This is a genomic window from Mammaliicoccus stepanovicii (genome assembly GCF_002902525.1).
GTDB classification, from domain to species: domain Bacteria; phylum Bacillota; class Bacilli; order Staphylococcales; family Staphylococcaceae; genus Mammaliicoccus; species Mammaliicoccus stepanovicii.
Genome location: NZ_PPQZ01000096.1, coordinates 1 through 201, shown reverse-complemented (window position 1 = coordinate 201; position 201 = coordinate 1). Strand labels below are relative to the sequence as shown.

The 201-nt window shown below is 42.3% G+C and carries 1 protein-coding gene; it reads left to right on the top strand.

Annotated features, from left to right (window positions below; translation table 11 throughout):
• Positions 1 to 201 (top strand): hypothetical protein (locus tag CD111_RS12545; RefSeq protein WP_158245696.1); only part of this gene is annotated, 201 nt, incomplete at both ends.

The window sequence follows — 201 nt, the reverse complement described above, 5'->3', positions numbered from 1 at the left end:
GATAAAGATGGGCATAAGATTGGTGAAGGCGAAGCTGATGATCAAGGTCACGCTACAATTACACCAACACAACCTTTACCGGAAGGTAATGTCACAGCGAAAGCAACAGATAAGGCGGAACATCCTAATACTTCTGAATCATCTGAGCCTAAGAAAGCAACAGATAATACGCCACCTTCTAAACCAGTAATTGACACAGAT